This is a genomic window from Sphingomonas sp. LT1P40, from assembly GCF_036663835.1.
Lineage (GTDB): Bacteria > Pseudomonadota > Alphaproteobacteria > Sphingomonadales > Sphingomonadaceae > Sphingomonas.
On record NZ_JAXOJT010000002.1, the window covers coordinates 1,097,350 to 1,112,678 of the forward strand.

At 64.8% G+C, this 15,329-nt stretch carries 10 protein-coding genes; 6 read left to right on the plus strand and 4 right to left on the minus strand.

Features of this window, described 5'->3' with window-relative positions:
- Positions 1–51 precede the first annotated feature (51 nt).
- Together U1702_RS16950 and U1702_RS16955 are read left to right on the plus strand one after the other, a co-directional pair.
- Positions 52–2,178, plus strand: coding sequence for an autotransporter assembly complex protein TamA (locus U1702_RS16950; RefSeq protein ID WP_332726344.1), 2,127 nt, complete (start codon positions 52–54; stop codon positions 2,176–2,178).
- On the plus strand, positions 2,178–6,380 hold the full coding sequence (locus U1702_RS16955; protein WP_332726345.1) for a translocation/assembly module TamB domain-containing protein: 4,203 nt from the start codon (positions 2,178–2,180) through the stop codon (positions 6,378–6,380). The genes U1702_RS16950 and U1702_RS16955 overlap by 1 nt, the downstream gene beginning before the upstream one ends.
- A 31-nt stretch (positions 6,381–6,411) precedes the next feature.
- On the opposite strand, the gene U1702_RS16960 is transcribed toward U1702_RS16955, so the two are convergent.
- The gene (locus tag U1702_RS16960; protein WP_332726346.1) at positions 6,412–6,822 is read right to left on the minus strand and encodes a hypothetical protein; all 411 of its coding nucleotides are present in this window, start codon (positions 6,820–6,822) and stop codon (positions 6,412–6,414) included.
- A 53-nt stretch (positions 6,823–6,875) separates the two neighbouring features.
- On the opposite strand from U1702_RS16960, the gene U1702_RS16965 reads away from it, so the two are divergent.
- Positions 6,876–8,348 carry a flavin-containing monooxygenase gene (locus U1702_RS16965; protein ID WP_332726347.1) on the plus strand — a complete coding sequence of 491 codons (1,473 nt, stop codon included), beginning with the start codon at positions 6,876–6,878 and terminating at the stop codon, positions 8,346–8,348.
- Here the strand turns inward: U1702_RS16965 and U1702_RS16970 are convergent.
- From U1702_RS16970 to hppD, 3 genes are all read right to left on the minus strand, one after another.
- Positions 8,345–8,731 (minus strand): Rieske (2Fe-2S) protein, encoded by a 387-nt coding sequence (locus tag U1702_RS16970; protein WP_332726348.1) that lies wholly within the window; start codon positions 8,729–8,731, stop codon positions 8,345–8,347. The two genes, U1702_RS16965 and U1702_RS16970, sit on opposite strands and share 4 nt — an antisense overlap.
- The gene (gene hmgA, locus U1702_RS16975; protein WP_332726349.1) at positions 8,698–9,975 is read right to left on the minus strand and encodes a homogentisate 1,2-dioxygenase; all 1,278 of its coding nucleotides are present in this window, start codon (positions 9,973–9,975) and stop codon (positions 8,698–8,700) included. Before hmgA ends, U1702_RS16970 begins: the two co-directional genes overlap by 34 nt.
- Before the next feature lie 183 nt (positions 9,976–10,158).
- A complete protein-coding gene (gene hppD, locus U1702_RS16980; RefSeq protein ID WP_332726350.1) occupies positions 10,159–11,196 on the minus strand; it encodes a 4-hydroxyphenylpyruvate dioxygenase in 1,038 nt (345 codons plus the stop codon).
- Between the two features lie 138 nt (positions 11,197–11,334).
- Here hppD and U1702_RS16985 point away from each other — a divergent pair, with 138 nt between their 5' ends.
- From U1702_RS16985 to U1702_RS16995, 3 genes are all read left to right on the plus strand, one after another.
- Positions 11,335–13,008 (plus strand): tetratricopeptide repeat protein, encoded by a 1,674-nt coding sequence (locus U1702_RS16985; protein ID WP_332726351.1) that lies wholly within the window; start codon positions 11,335–11,337, stop codon positions 13,006–13,008.
- Between the two features lie 95 nt (positions 13,009–13,103).
- Complete coding sequence (locus tag U1702_RS16990) at positions 13,104–14,522, plus strand: S1C family serine protease (RefSeq protein ID WP_332726352.1); 1,419 nt, start codon at positions 13,104–13,106, stop codon at positions 14,520–14,522.
- Positions 14,522–15,328: a response regulator transcription factor gene (locus U1702_RS16995; protein WP_332726353.1), complete on the plus strand. Its 807-nt coding sequence runs from the start codon at positions 14,522–14,524 to the stop codon at positions 15,326–15,328. The genes U1702_RS16990 and U1702_RS16995 overlap by 1 nt, the downstream gene beginning before the upstream one ends.
- The last annotated feature ends 1 nt before the right edge of the window (position 15,329 follow it).

Consider the following 15,329-nt stretch of genomic DNA (forward strand, 5'->3'; position numbering starts at 1 on the left):
GTGCGCGCCAATGTCGGCTTGAGCGCGATCCCCTCGGGAGATTTGGAAATTTTGCGCGTCAATCTCCTGTTCTTGCTGCTTGCGGGCGGTCTGCTGCTACCCGCGACTGCGTTGGCGCAGATCGGTGGGAGCGCGGGCAAGCCGGGGCAAAGCGCGCCCGCCGACGATCCCAAGCCAGCCCCAGAGACACCTACGGAGCCCGACACGACGACGATCGTTCCCGACGACGAGTTCGAGAAGTCGCTGCCGCCGCTGACCGACGACATGAACGCGCCGCTGGAGCCGATGGTGCCGCTCGACCCGGCCGCACCGCCGGCAGCGGACGTCGATCTGTTGGGTGAGGAAACCGGGCCGAGCGAGACCGAACTTGCCGCGCCGCTGCCGCCGATCACCGAATTCGACACCACGCCGGTGGCCGAAGTCGCGCCGACCAACGATGAGGCGACCGTCGAAATCCGCTATGCCACCCGCGTCACCGGGCTGGACACCATCGGGCTGGACGATCAGTTCAACGACCTGTCCGCGCTGGAGGATGGCGACGGGGTTGCCGCCAATGCCGCGATCATTGGGGCGCGGGCGCGCGAGGACGAGGCGCTGGCGGTGCGGCTGATGAAGTCGCTGGGCTATTATGATGCGACCGCAGTGGCGTCGATCGAACAGGCACCTCCGCCCGCGACGGGCGTGACAGCCGTGATCGCGGCGGTGCCGGGGCCGCTGTACAAGATCGGGTCGATCAAGATCGAGGCCGATGCGACGGTGCCACCGAACCTGATCGCCGACAATTTCGCGCTGCGCGTGGGTGAGCCGATCGACGCGATCCGCGTACAGGCGGCGGAAGCGGCGGTCAGCCTGGTGCTTCCGCAGACCGGCTATCCCTTTGCCGAGGTGGGGCAGCGCGACATCCTGCTGGATGAAGCGAAGCAGACCGGCGAATATCTGTTGCCGGTCACGGTCGGGCCGCGCGCGAGTTTCCGGGGTATCCAGACCGAGGGTACCAAGGTGTTCGAGCCGGATCACATCAACGTGCTGACCCGGTTCAAGCAGGGCGACCTGTACGATACGCGCAAGGTGGACGATCTGCGCGATGCGCTGATCGCCACCAGCCTGTTTTCCACCGTGACGGTCGAGCCGGTAAAGACCGGCGAGGCGGGGCCGGACGGGACCGAATATGTCGATCTGATGGTCCGGCAAATGGCGGGACCGCCGCGCACATTGGCCGGCGAAGTCGGCTTCAGCACGGGGCAGGGGTTCCGTGCCGAGGTGAGCTGGACGCATCGCAACCTGTTCCCGGATGAGGGCGCGCTGATCGCCACCGGTATATTGGGTACGCAGGAACAGGGCGCATCCGCGACCTTCCGCCGGTCCAATGCCCGACAGCGCGACCGCACGTTTCAGATCGTGGCATCGGCGCTGCGATCGGATGTCGAGGCGTTTACCGGACTGACCGGCACGCTGTCGGCGCGGGTATCCTATGACTCGACGCCGATCTGGCAGAAGCCGCTGACCTACAGCTATGGCATCGAGCTGGTCGGGACGAGCGAAGACGGGTTCGATTTTACCCGCAACGCACGCCGCCGGAACCTGTATTTCATCGGCGCGCTGCCGTTGTTCGCCGGGTGGGACAAGTCCGACGATCTGCTCAACCCGACGCGCGGGTTTCGTGTGAAGCTGAACGTCAGCCCGGAGGCATCGGTGCGCGGCGGCACGCGCCCCTATGCGCGGGTGATGACGGAGGGGACGATCTATTACCCGGTAACCGACGCGATCGTGATCGGCGGTCGCGCGCGGTTCGGGACGATCCAGGGGATCGAGCGCAACGAGCTGGCCCCGTCGCGGCGCTATTATGCAGGCGGCGGCGGATCGGTGCGCGGCTTTGGCTATCAGGAACTGGGGCCGCGCGCACCGGACGGCAAACCGGTCGGCGGGCGCAGCTTCAACGAGTTCGCCATCGAGGCGCGCTATCGTTTCGGCAATCTGGGGATCGTGCCGTTTATCGACGCGGGCCAGGTCTATGAGGAAACGCTGCCGCAGTTCAGCCGCATCCGCTTTGGCGCAGGTATCGGCGGACGCATCTACACCAATTTCGGGCCGTTGCGGCTCGATGTGGCGACGCCGATCGGGCGCAAGCCGGGCGAGTCCAAGGTCGCGCTGTATATCTCGATTGGTCAGGCATTCTGATGGTCGAGCAGGGGGCAGCCGTCGAACCCGAGGTTACCGAGACTGTGATCGTGCGTGCGCCGATGTGGCAGCGCGTGGCGAAATGGGTGTTGATCGCACTGGTCGGATTGGCGGCGCTGTTGCTGGTCGCGGTGCTGGGGCTGAACACCGGCGTCGGCAAAAGGCTGGTCGTCGATCAGATCGGCAAGTTCACGACGGCAAGCGGGTTGAACGTCAAGGTCGGGCGGATCGAGGGATCGGTCTATGGCGCGATGGTGCTGCGTGACGTGCGGGTCAGCGACCCAAAGGGCGTGTTTGCGACCTCGCCGTCGATTGCGATGGACTGGCGACCGTTCGCGTTTCTGAACAACCATGTCGATGTCCGCTCGCTGCGCAGCCCGTTGGTGCGGGTAACGCGCTTGCCCGAATTGAATCCGGGCGATCCGGATGCGCCGATGCTGCCCGACCTTGATATCGATATCGGATCGCTGAATATCGACCGGCTGGTGCTGGAAGCCCCGGTCGCGGGGCGGCGGCATATCGCTACGCTGAACGGCAAGGCGAAGATTGCCGACCGGCGCGCGCGGGTGATCGTCAATGGGCGGACGCTGGGACGAACCGGTGGTGATCGGCTGGCGCTGGTGCTGGATGCGGTGCCGGACGACAACAAGTTCGATTTGCGCGCCGATCTGGCGGCTCCCGTGGGCGGGCTGGTGGCCGGACTGGTTAAGCTCGAGGCACCACTTTTAGCGCGGGTGAGCGGGCGCGGCGGCTGGGACAATTGGCGCGGACGTGCGGTCGGGCGGCTGGGCGCGGGACAGCTCGCCGATCTGGCGATCACGGCGCGCAAGGGTGCGTTTCAGGTGCGCGGCGTGACCCAGCCCGGCCTGTATCTGAAGGGGCCGGTCGAGCGGCTGACCGCGCCTAACATGCAGGTCGCGCTGGATGCGGTACTGGACCGGCGGCGCGTCGATACGCGGTTGCGGTTGCGGTCGAACGCGATGGCGCTGACGACGACGGGCATCATCGATCTGGCGAAAAGCGCGTTCGACCAGTTCCGGGTCGAGGCAATGCTGCTGACGCCAGGCGCGATCGCGCCGAACCTGAATGGCCGGTCGGTGATCGGTGCGGTCGCGCTGAACGGGCCGTTTGCGACGCCGACGGTGGATTACAAGCTGCAGGCGGCGGCGCTGGGCTTTGGCGAGACGGTGGTCGAGCGGCTCTATGCCGAGGGGCTGGCAACGGTGAATGCCGACCGCATCCTGATCCCGTTAAAGGCGCGCGCGGGTCGGGTTTCTGGCCTGAACGCAGCGGCAGGCGGGCTGCTGACCAATGTGACGATCAACGGCGATCTGGCGATCACCGGAACGCAGATATTGTCGGAGAATCTGCGCATCCGATCCGACCGGATCGACGCCACCGCGATCATTGCTGCCGATATGGCCACCGGCCGTTATACCGGCGCGCTAAAGGGGCGGGTCAACGACTACGTCATCGACAGCATCGGTATCGTCAATCTGGAAACCGATGCCGATCTGTACGCAGCGGCAGGTGGCGGCTGGGGCATCAAGGGGCGGATCGTCGGGCGCAGCACGCGGCTGTTCAATGCGGGCGTGCGCGATTTCCTGGGCGGGAATGCGATCCTGCGCGTCAACGTCGCGCTGGACCCGAGCGGAATCATCCAGTTTTCGAATCTCAAGCTGGCGGCACCGCAGTTCAAGGTGCTGAACGGGTCGGGGCGTTATGACCCGGCCGGGGCGTTGCTGCTCAACGCCAATGGCTATTCCAACGCCTATGGGCCGGTGACGGCGCGGGTGACGGGCAGCCTGACCGCGCCGCTGATCCATCTGCGTGCGCCGCGTCCCGGCGTGGGCGTCGGGCTGGTCGACCTGGACGCGCGAATTCGCGGGCAGGGCGATGCCTATGCGATTCTGGCGACCGGCGGCACCAATTACGGGCCGTTCACTGCGGATGTGCTGGTGCGAACGGGACAGGCCTTGACCGTGGACGTGCGCACCGCGCGCTTTGCCGGCACGGACATCACCGGGCAATTGCGCCAGACCCCGGCGGGACCATTCGCCGGTGCGCTGGCGTTCGTGGGCTCCGGCATCAACGGCAATGTCGATCTGTCGGCGGCGGGCAAATATCAGCAGGCGGTGGTGCGGGCGACCGCGAACAACGCGACGATCCCCGGCGACATGGGGATCACCATCGGGCGGGCGATCATCAACGCGACGGCTGTCCTGTACGACGATGCCCCGGCGATCGTCGGCGATGCGCAGGTCGCCAATTTGAAGAGCGGTGCATTCGTGCTGACCACGGCGCGCGCGAAGATCGACTATCGCGGCGGACGCGGGAGTGCTCAGGCGCTGGCGGAAGGGTCGTCGGGCGTGCCGTTCCGGGTTGCCGCTAACGCGAAGTTCGAGCCAAATCTGTGGCTGGTCGCGCTGGGTGGGAAGGCGAACGGGATCAATTTCAAGACCGCGCAACCGGCACGGATCGCGGTGGCGGACGGGACGTATCGGCTGGCCCCCGCGAAGATCGATTTCGACCGGGGCAGCGCGCGGCTGGCAGGTGTGTGGGGCGACGGGCTGACGATGCAGGCTCGGCTCGACAAGCTGGACCTGTCGGTCGCCAACGCGCTATATCCGGGATTGGGTCTGGGAGGCAGTGCCACCGGATCGCTCGATTTCCGCCAGCCGACCGGGGTGAGTTTCCCACAGGCGATCATGCGGCTGAACATCGCCAAGTTTACACGGTCGAGTCTGGCTGGTGTGTCCGCACCGGTCGATGTCGCGTTTATCGGGCGGTTGCTCCCCGATGGCAGCGAGGCGCGTGCGGTGATCAAGCGCGGCCCGACAACGATTGGGCGGCTGGTAGCGACGTTGCAACCGGCTGGCGCTGGTGGTTGGAGCGAACGGCTGATGGCTGGGGCGCTGTCGGGCGGCATCCGTTATAATGGGCCGTCGGCGGTGTTGTTCTCGCTGGGTGGTTTTACCGGGCAACAGCTGTCGGGGCCGGTCGCGGTTGCGGCGGATTTCTCCGGGCAATTGAACGCCCCGCAGATCACCGGTCTCGTCCGCGGCACCAACCTGGTTTACGAGAACGAAGTTTACGGCACCCGCCTGTCGCAGATGAAGCTGGAGGGGCGGTTCGACAATGACTCGCTCGACATTACCGAGCTGAATGCGGTCGCTGGCAATGGCCGGGTGATCGCGTCGGGCACGATCGGGCTGTCGTCGGCGCAAGGTTTCCCGATCGACATCACGGCGCGCTTTCGCAACGCGCGCCTCGCCCGCAGCAATGCGTTGGGCGCGACCGCAACCGGGCAGCTGCGCGTAACCAACGGACTGGACGGCGGATTGATCGAGGGGCGGATCATCATCCCCGAGGCGCGTTATCAGATCATCCGCCAGGGCGCGGCCGAAGTTCCCGAACTGTCCGGCGTCTATCGCAAGAGCGAGCTGACGTCGGACGGCAAGCGCCCGTCGCGCACGCCGCGCGGCGGCAATTTCAAGCTCAACATCTCGCTGGTCGCCGACAACCGGCTGTTCGTTTCCGGCATGGGGCTGGAATCCGAATGGAGCGCGCGGATGCAGGTGACCGGCACTTCCGCCGCGCCGATCGTGACCGGCGAGGCGAAGGTGGTGCGCGGCACCTACAGCTTTGCCAGCCGCCGGTTCGAGCTGACGCGCGGCGTGGTGAGTTTCGAGGGCGGGCCGCTCGCCGATCCGCAGATCAATATCGGCGCGAGCACGACCGCCGAGGGCGTGACCGCGATCATCAATATTTCGGGCAGCGGACAGGTGCCGCGCATCGCCTTTACCTCGACCCCGGCGCTGCCGCAGGACGAGGTGCTGTCGCGCCTGTTGTTTGGCAGCTCGGTCACCAATCTGTCGGCGACTGAAGCGGTGCAGCTGGCCGCCGCGCTCAATTCGCTGCGCGCGGCGGGCGGCGGGCTCAATCCGCTGGGGCAATTGCGATCGGCGGCGGGGATCGACCGGCTGCGGATTCTGGGCGAGGACGACACCACCGGGCGCGGCATGGCGCTGGCGGCGGGGCAGTATATTACCGACGATATCTATATCGAGATCATCACCGACGCGCGCGGCTTTACCGCCGTCCAGCTGGAAATCGCGCTGACGCGGGCGCTGAGCCTGTTGACGCAGACGGGATCGTTCGGCGGGTCGCGGGCGGGGTTGAAATATTCGAAGGATTATTGAGGCATCGCTGAGCGAAAGCCACGTGGTTCGCTTAGACGCTGAGTAGCCAGGCTTCGGCTTCCTCCGGGGTTACGAAAAAGCTCACCTGACGTTTTTCGGTCGCCCGTTTCGCCTGCATCCGCGCCAGCGACTGTGCCACCACAAAGGCCAGATTTCTTGAAACCTTGGTCGGGTCGATCAGCAATTGCTGGAAGGTAGCGACGCTATCCTGCGCCTGAATGTCCATTGCGCGCACGTCGATCAATGTCAGATGCTGGTTCGGCGGACATTGCAGTTGTTTGAACGCTTCATCGCGCGCAGCGACGAGCCGCTTGATATCATCCGGTCCGTAGAAACCGGCGAGGGTGATCCGCACGAGATCGTGCGGGACATCGACGTCGATTGAAAACTCCGCCTTCATGCCGTTCTGGATATGTGTCCGACCTTTCCAGTGTGTTACCATTCAAGGATTGAACGCAACTTACATCAGTGTAAGTATCGCTGGCGGAGAGCGATATGACTGAACATTTCGATGTCGTGGTGGTTGGGGCGGGGCTGTCCGGGATCGGCGCGGGCTACTTCCTGCAGCGCGATTGCCCGGACCGCAGCTATGTGATCCTGGAGGGGCGCGAGCGGCTGGGCGGGACGTGGGACTTGTTCCGTTATCCGGGCATCCGCTCGGACAGCGACATGTACACGCTGGGTTACAGCTTTCGTCCGTGGACTCAGGCGAAGGCCATCGCCGATGGCCCGGCGATCCTGAATTACCTCGACGAGACCGCACGCGACAACGGTATCGACCGGCATATCCGGCACCAGCATCGTGTCGTCGCGGCGGACTGGTCGACGCCGGAGGCGCGCTGGAAGGTGACGGTGGAGCGCGGGGCGGAGCGGGAGCGGGCGACGATCACCTGCGGCTTCCTGTTCATGTGCGCGGGCTATTATAATTATGCGGGCGGCTACACGCCGGAGTTTGCCGGGCGGGAGGATTTCGGCGGCCCGATCGTGCACCCGCAATTCTGGCCCGAGGGGCTGGATTATGCGGGCAAGCGTGTCGTCATTATCGGTAGCGGCGCGACGGCGGTGACGCTGGTGCCGGAAATGGCGAAAACGGCGGCGCATGTGACGATGCTGCAGCGGTCACCGACGTACATTGTCGCACGACCGTCCGAGGATGGGGTGGCGAACTGGCTTCGCGCGAAGTTGCCGGGCAAGCTCGCCTATCGCCTCACGCGGCTCAAAAATGTCGGGATGGGGCAGTTCTTCTATCGGCTGGCGCGCAAGAAGCCGACGCAGGTCAAGGAACGGTTGCTGGACATGGTGCGGACCGAATTGGGGCCGGACTATGATATCGGCACGCATTTCACGCCGAGCTATAATCCGTGGGATCAGCGCATCTGCCTAGTCCCCGACGCCGACCTGTTCGCCGCGATTCGTGAGCAGCGCGCGTCGGTGGTGACCGGGCAGATCGAGCGGTTCGAGGCGGGCGGCATCCGCTTGCAATCGGGCGAGCTGGTGGAAGCAGATGTCATCGTCACGGCGACAGGGCTGGACATGCAATTGATGGGCGGCATCCCGTTCACCGTCGATGGGGTGCGCGCCGATCCGGCGAAGTCGCTGGGATATAAGGCGATGATGTATTCGGATATCCCGAACCTGGCTTCGTCGTTCGGCTACACCAACGCCAGCTGGACGCTGAAGTCCGACCTGACTGCCGCCTATGTCGCGCGGCTGCTCAATGCGATGAAAAAGCGCGGGATGCGGCAGGTAACGCCACGTGTGTCGGGCGATGTCAGCGTCGAGCCGTTCCTGACCTTTACGTCGGGCTATGTGCAGCGGGGCATGGACAAGTTTCCCAAGCAGGGCGACCGCAAGCCGTGGAAGGTACACCAGAATTACGCGCTGGACCTGATGACGCTGCGTTATGGCGGGATCGACGAGGGCATGGAGTTTTCGAACCCGGAGCCGAGGTCGAAGGTTGTGGCTTAAGTGGTGTAGATCATGCCGTCGCGTTGCTCGACGGGCCATACCGTGAGCGCCGCACCCGCGCACGGACCGCCGACACAGACGCCGTCATCGATACGGAACAGCGCGCCATGCCAGCTGCATTGGATCAGGCTGCCGTCGGCGGTGAGGTAGTCGTCGAGTTGTTGCGCCAGCGGCGGCCCCATATGCGGACAGCGATCGACATAGCCGGTGACGCTGTCGCCGCGCCGCACGACGAAACCGTGGAAGCGGCCCGCCTTCATCTCCAGCACGAAGTTGCGCGCCTTGCCGTCGGGAATCTGCTCAAGCGGACCGAGCGCGATGCCGGGCGGGGTGGCGGTGAGGCGTGGGGTCAGGGCAGCTTCGCCTTCGGGAAGCCAGCCCATGCCGCGTCGTAATCGGGCTGGGCGGTGTCGAGCGCGAATTGCGTGGGCTTGTAGGGCCAGCACGTCTCGACCATGAACGCCATTGTGCCATCGATCTTGTGGGGTTTCAGGTCAGCGTTGCTCGCGCCGTCCCAGCTGGCGACATCGGGGCCGTGACCGGCCATGAGGTTGTGGAGCGAGAGGCCGCCGGGGGCGAAGCCTTCGGCCTTGGCATCGTAAGCGCCGTAAATCAGGCCCATCGCCTCGCTCATGATGTTGCGATGGAACCAGGGCGGGCGGAACGTGTCCTCGGCGACCATCCAGCGCGGCGGGAAGATCACGAAATCGGCATTGGCGCGGCCGGGCACGTCGCTGGGCGAGGTGAGGACGGTGAAGATCGACGGGTCGGGATGGTCGAAGCTGACGCTGTTGATCGTGTTGAAGCGCGACAGATCGTAACGCCACGGCGCGAGATTGCCGTGCCACGCGACGACATCGAGGGGGGAGTGGTCCAATTGGGTGGTCCAGAGACTCCCGAGATATTTCTGGACGAGTTCAAAGGACTCGTCATGGTCTTCATACCATGCCGCCGGCGTCTCGAAATCGCGCGGGTTGGCGAGGCCGTTGGCACCGATCGGGCCGAGGTCTGGCAGGCGGAACAGCGCGCCGTGGTTCTCGGCGACATAGCCGCGCGCTTCGCTGTCGGGGAGCAGCGCGCGAAACTTCACGCCGCGCGGGATCAGCGCGACCTGGCCGGGGGCGATGTCAATGCGGCCGAGTTCGGTGAGGAGGGCCAGACGGCCCGCCTGCGGGATGAACAGCAATTCGCCATCGGCATCGACGAACGCGCGGGCGGTCATGTCGGCGTTGGCGGCGTAGAGATGGACCGCGACGCCCTCCAGATCGGCGGGGTCGCGGTTGGCGAGCATCGTCGTCATGCCGTCGATCAGGTCGGTGCCGGGGGCGGGGCTTTCAATCGGGTTCCAGCGCAGGCGATTGGGAGGCAAGCGCGTATCCACCGTACCGGGGGCGAACCGTTTTGCACCGTCATAACGGACGAAGGGCGGATGCTCGGCGCTGGGACGCATGCGGTAGAGCCATGAGCGGCGATTTTCGTGGCGGGGGGCGGTGAACGCGGTGCCGCTGAGTTGTTCGGCGTAGAGACCATAGGCGGGGCGTTGCGGGCTGTTGCGGCCGATGGGCAGTGCGCCGGGAACCGCCTCGGTCGAGATGTGATTGCCGAAGCCGGGAAAATAGTCGGTCATTGTTTCTCCCAAACCTTCTCCAGAGGAGGAAGGATACCGCAGCTTGGCGCTCTAGCGCCTAGCGGAGGTTGGATGAGGGAAGGCCCGCTGTCGAGAGCGCGATCCCCTCACCCAGCTACGACTAAGGCCGCGTAGAGAACGCGACCCAAGTCTGCGCAACCCTCTCCCGACGGGAGAGGGATATTAGGCGTCGACCTTAATGACCCCGCGGCGGATCTGGTCGAGCTCGATGCTCTCGAACAGCGCCTGGAAATTGCCGTTGCCGAAACCCTCATTGCCCTTGCGCTGAATGATCTCGAAGAAGATCGGCCCGAACATGTTCTCGGTAAAGATCTGGAGCAACAGCCCTTCCTCACCGACATTGCCGTCGATCAGGATGCGGTTCTTGCGCAGCCGCTCCAGGTCTTCGCCGTGGCCGGGGACGCGCTTGTCGACCAGTTCGTAATAAGTCTCGATCGTGTCCTGTAATTTCACGCCGCGCGCGCGCAGGCGTTCGACGGTGTCGAAAATGTCGGGCGTGGTCAGCGCGAGGTGCTGGATCCCTTCGCCCTTATATTCGCGGATGAATTCCTCGATCTGGCTCTTGTCGTCCTGGCTTTCGTTCAGCGGGATACGGATCGCGCGGTCGGGGGCGATCATCGCCTGGCTGAACAGGCCGGTCGCCTGCCCCTTGATGTCGAAATATTTCTGCTCCTCGAAATTGAAGAGCGTCTTGTAGAATTCCGACCAGACCGACATCTGGCCGCGCTTCACATTGTGGGTGAGGTGGTCGAGCAGGTCGAGGCCGACATTGTTCGCGGCTTCGGCTTCACGCCAGCCCGGGATTTCGGCCCAATCGGCATAAGGGTCGCCGCCGTCCTGCATAAAATAAAGGTAGGAGCCGCCAATCCCCTCGATCACCGTGTCGTCCTCGATTGTCGACTTGGCACCATTGGCGAGCGCCCATTCCATAGCGGCGGTGGGGTCGGAGACGCGGAAGGCCATTGCGCTGGCCGATGCGCCATGTTCGTTGCGGAATTGCGCCACGCGGCCATCGGCATCGCGGTTGAGCATCAGGTTGATGCGACCCTGTTTATAGCGGGTGATGTTCTTGGTCGGGTGGCGGTGGCTCGGCACGAAGCCCAGCTGCTCAAACTGCGCGCCCATCGCCGCCGGGTCGGGCGAGGTGAACTCGACGAACTCGAAGCCGTTGAGGCCCAGCGGATTGGCGGTGTCGGTCATCGCGGCATTCTCCGGAAAAACTGGCCGAAGGTTAGTCTAGTTCGGCATATAGTGTCAAATGATACTAATCTTTTCGTCCGAACTTTCGCTTGTCAACGCAAGGTCGCGGAGAGAGGTTCGTGCCGGAGGGGGACGATCATGGCCCATGTTTCACGATCGCTGATCGCCGCATTGTCGTTGCTGGCGGCCGGGGTCGCGCATGGGCAGCAGCAGATCGACGTCAAACAACCGAGTGCGGCGTTCCTTGCCGCGTTCGAGAGCGGCGATCTGCGCAAGGCACTGCCGCTGATCGAGCCCGACACCAAGGCGTGTGTTGCCGCCGCCGGCGGGGACAAGGCCGACAAGGATACGCTGGCACCGTGCGTGATGCTGCTCGCTTATTATGGTGCCGGGCTGGCGGGAGCCGACCGGATTCGGGAGGCGTTGCCGATTTCGCGCAAGGCGGTCGAGGTTGCGGCCGACTTCGGCGAAGCGAGCGAGATTTCCATCGTCGCCAATTTGCTGTTCGGGCTGACGCTGGAGCGGCAAGGCCAGCATGGCGATGCCGAGCAGCCGTACCGGATTTCGCTTCAGGGTGCCGAGCAACTGCTGAAGGGCGATCCCGCGCTGGCGACCTATATCATCCGTCGCGCAAGCAATTTGCTGATGCTGGGCCGGTTCGCCGAAGCGCTGCCGCTGGCCGAACGCGCGATTGCGATCGCCGGGGATACGGCGGACGGCGCGTTTTTCCGGCTGATGCAGGGCAATGCGCTGATGCGGCTGGGCCGGATGGCGGAGGCGGAGGCGGCGTTCACGCGCGGGATCCAGCGCCTGACCGCATTGGTCGGCGCGGATGTCACCGAGACGCTGGCGTTGCGCGAAGCGCTGGCGCTGTATTTCGCGGAACAGAATCGCGCGGACGAAGCGATTGCGATCTGGCGTCGGACGCTGGCGATCCGGCGGACGCGGGGCGAGGCGGCGGACATCGCCGACAGCCTGAGCGGCCTCGGCATGGCGTTGCTGCGCAGCGGCCAATCGCGTGAGGCGGAAAGCGTGTTGCGCGAGGCGCTGGACATCCGGCTGAAACAGTTCGGCGAAGCCAGTAACTTCACCGGCGTCGCTTATTCCAATGTCGGGCTGGTGCTGATGGAAAGCGGCCAGTTGAACGAAGCGGCATCGATGTTCGGCCGCGCGCTGGCGGTCCTGAACGCGGCGGGCGGTGCCAATCCCGAGGAACTGGTGACGGTGCTGAACAACTTCGCGCTGGTACTCGCGAAGATCGGGATGGTGGAAGAGTCGGTTGGTATCCAGCGTCAGGTTCTGGCCATCGCGGAGACGAATTTCGGCAAGGGGCATGGCCGCACCGTCATGCTCCGCCAGAATCTGGGCAGCGCCTTGTCCGCGATTGGGCAGAAAGCGGAGGCGATCGCGCTGTTGACCGCGAATTACGAGGCCGGGTTGGCGTTGGGTGGCGAGGGTATGCAGTTGCGCGCACTGGCGGCGGTCAGTCTGGCCGCGATCCTGGCCGAGGCGGGCAAGCGTGCGGAGGCGCGCGGCTGGTATGTTCGCGCGATCGCCGACGGTCGCGCGGCGTTTCGCCCCGACCATAGCCAGCGGATCAATATCGGCTGGAGTTATGGCACCTTCATGCTGCGCGAACCGGGCGGGTTACCGCTGGCGCGGACGTTGCTGCGCGACGCGGGACAGGCGGTGCTGTTGCGGGCCGCCGCCGGGGTCGGGTTCGACGCGCGGGCGCAAAGTGAGTTGAGCGGATTCACGATCGTCTTCCGCGACCAGGTGCGGGCGGCATGGGGATTGAGTGCGGCAAGGTAAGGTGTTGAAATACCGCACTGTCTGATCCTGACCGTCGATTTTAGCTGAACCGAATGACAGGAAAGGGGCGTCATTAGTAACGTCCCGGAATTTCCATGACCCCCAAAAAACCCTTCAATCTGATGCGCCGCTCGCTCGGCTGGTTTCTCGCCGCCGCGCTGTGTTTCGGCGTTGCCCTGCCCTCCACCGCCCGTGCCGCGGCAATGCCGGTGATGGCGCAAGCCGCGAAACCCGAAACCGGGATCGAGCGCGCGATGAAGGCGGTCGTCGCGATCAGCCCTCAGGACGAGGCGGCGCGCAAGCAGAATGGGGATAGCGAGGCCTCTGGTGGCTCCGGCTTCGTCATCGACTCAAGCGGGCTGATTTTGACCAATGCGCATGTCGTGGCGAAGCGCGACACGGTCGAAGTCACGTTTTCCAATGGCAAGCGCTATACCGGCAAGGTGATCGGACGCGACGGACGCACCGACCTGGCGATCGTCAAGATCACCCCGGACGGACCGCTCCCCGTGCTGAAGTTCGCGGCCTCGTCGAAACTGCCGCTGGGGACGAAGGTCTATGCGCTGGGCAACCCGATGGGGAACCGGTTTTCGGTCAGTTCGGGTATCGTGAGTGGGTATGACCGCGCCTATGACGTTGCGTGGCCGGTCAATTTCATCCAGCATGACGCCGCATTGAATCCCGGAAATAGTGGGGGGCCGCTGATTACCGAGGAGGGGGACGTGATCGGCATCAACACGGCGACTCCGCCGGAAACCATTTTCGATATCGGCATTGGCCTGGCCATTCCAGCCGAACTCGCCGCCAGGATCGCACCCAAGCTGGTCGCGGAGGGCAAGGTGGTGCGCGGTCGGCTGGGTGTCACTGCCAGCAGCGCGGATGCCGGTATGGCCGAGGCGCTGGGCGCGCCTGGCAAGACCGGGCTGATCGTCGACGCGGTTGGCAGCGGCGGTGCGGCGGACAAGGCCGGGGTGAAGATCGGCGATCTGTTGTTGGCGGTCGAGGGGCGCAAGCTCGATGTGGTCCGCGACCTGTCGATGGCGCTGATCGACACGCGACCGGGTGAGAAGGTGGCGGTCAAGGTCGTGCGCGGTGGCAAGACGATCGACGTGGCAGTTGCGCTGGAGGCCGATGAGGAGACCGCTGGCGAACGCGGCAAGGTCGCGGCGCTGTCGATGTCCGACGGAATGGCACCCGATGGCGGCTTCACGCTGGGTTTCGTGTTCAAGGCGGGCGCGGCCGGCAAGGTCCTGTTGGGCAAGGTCGAGGACGCATCGATCGGGCAGATGTACGGGCTGTACGAGGGCGACGAACTGCTCGCGGTCGACGGCGCGGCGGTGAGCGATCCGGCGGCGGCAATGGCGGCGATCACCGCGTCGAAACGCGAAGTGACCGTGCTGCGCATTCAGCGCGCAGGGCAGGGAACGCTGCATGTCGCACTCCCACTCAGCGCCGAATCCGCAAAGGCACGGCGACCCGGCGTCCCGCGCCGCTTTCCACGAGGACCATTGTGATGAGCAGTCTGAATTTCGATAGCGAAGCGGCACAGAACATCGCCGATACCTTTACCGGATGCCGCGCGCTGATCCTGGAGGACGAGATTGGCGACGAGATGAAGGCCGCGTTGGCCGATGCCGGATGCGATATTGTCGATCTGGTCGTGACCGGCGAAGATGCGGTCGCGGCGCTGACCAGCCAGAGCTATGACGTGGTGGTGCTGGATCGCATCAATCCGGGGATGGAGGGACTTGAGGTGCTGGACCGCATCCGCCGCCGCCCTAATGGGATGAAGACCGATCCGGACGTGCCCGCTTTGGTCTATTCGCTGCTGGGCGGGGAGGATCAACGCATCCACGGGCTGATCGCGCGCGGCGCGGACGATTATGTGCCGAAACCGGCGACGAGCGAGGAACTGGTGGCACGGGTCGCCGCACAGCTGCGCCGTCGCAAGCCGACGATGCGGTCGAAAGGCTGGACGTCCGCGCCGCTGGAAATCGATGCCGATACCAAGGATGTGCGTTGCAACGGGCGGCTGCTGCAGCTGACCAGCCGCGAGGCGGACATATTGGTGGAGTTGTACAAGGAACGCGGCAATCCGCTGAGCCAGTCGATGCTGTGGGACCGGTGCTGGATCGGCAAGGGCTGGAGCCATTTCCCCGATGAATTCGCCAATACGGTGGACCAGGCGATCAAGCGGCTGCGCAAGTCGCTGAAGCGGCAATGCCCGGATATTCCGGACGATTACCATCCGCTGGTGACGAATATCTGGGCGCAGGGGTTTGCGCTCCGGAATCTCGCCGGGCTGGAGGGTTCGCGTTAAC

What these genes read in the sequence shown, in the direction of transcription:
- U1702_RS16955 (WP_332726345.1), top strand. Translation starts at nt 2,178, where the DNA reads ATGGTCGAGCAGGGGGCAGCCGTCGAACCCGAGGTTACCGAGACTGTG.
- U1702_RS16960 (WP_332726346.1), bottom strand. Translation starts at nt 6,822, where the DNA reads ATGGTAACACACTGGAAAGGTCGGACACATATCCAGAACGGCATGAAG.
- U1702_RS16965 (WP_332726347.1), top strand. Translation starts at nt 6,876, where the DNA reads ATGACTGAACATTTCGATGTCGTGGTGGTTGGGGCGGGGCTGTCCGGG.
- U1702_RS16970 (WP_332726348.1), bottom strand. Translation starts at nt 8,731, where the DNA reads ATGGGCTGGCTTCCCGAAGGCGAAGCTGCCCTGACCCCACGCCTCACC.
- hmgA (WP_332726349.1), bottom strand. Translation starts at nt 9,975, where the DNA reads ATGACCGACTATTTTCCCGGCTTCGGCAATCACATCTCGACCGAGGCG.
- hppD (WP_332726350.1), bottom strand. Translation starts at nt 11,196, where the DNA reads ATGACCGACACCGCCAATCCGCTGGGCCTCAACGGCTTCGAGTTCGTC.
- U1702_RS16985 (WP_332726351.1), top strand. Translation starts at nt 11,335, where the DNA reads ATGGCCCATGTTTCACGATCGCTGATCGCCGCATTGTCGTTGCTGGCG.
- U1702_RS16990 (WP_332726352.1), top strand. Translation starts at nt 13,104, where the DNA reads ATGACCCCCAAAAAACCCTTCAATCTGATGCGCCGCTCGCTCGGCTGG.
- U1702_RS16995 (WP_332726353.1), top strand. Translation starts at nt 14,522, where the DNA reads ATGAGCAGTCTGAATTTCGATAGCGAAGCGGCACAGAACATCGCCGAT.